The 419-nt window shown below is 46.1% G+C and carries 1 rRNA gene; it reads left to right on the plus strand.

The annotated features are described in order from the left end of the window. Positions 1 to 317: 317 nt before the first annotated feature. Positions 318 to 419 (plus strand): 5S ribosomal RNA (rrf, locus tag JI665_RS28285); the annotation flags it as partial.

Raw genomic sequence — 419 nt, forward strand, 5'->3', positions numbered from 1 at the left:
AGGTCAGAGGTGGAAGCGTGGCGACATGTGGAGCTGACTGATACTAATCGATCGAGGACTTAACCAAAACGAAAAGCGGAGGCGACTGTTCAACTTCGAGAGACGTTGGAGAGCCGGCCATTCAAATCCTGGTTTTGGGATTTGGAGGGATGGATCGAAACGGCCGAGAAGTTAGGAGCCGAAGCTAGACAAGTCATTGGTGAATACTCGGAAAACTTCTTCATGCATTATCTAGTTTTGAGGGAATGAAAAATATGAAATTTCCTCTTGAAAAATCCTAAAAAGACGGTATAATAAAACTTGTCTTTGAAAAATAGTCTGGTGGCGATAGCGAGAAGGTCACACCCGTTCCCATACCGAACACGGAAGTTAAGCTTCTCAGCGCCGATGGTAGTTAGGGGCTGTCCCCTTGTGAGAGT

The sequence above is a fragment of the Bacillus sp. NTK034 genome (genome assembly GCF_017303275.1).
GTDB lineage: Bacteria > Bacillota > Bacilli > Bacillales > Cytobacillaceae > Cytobacillus.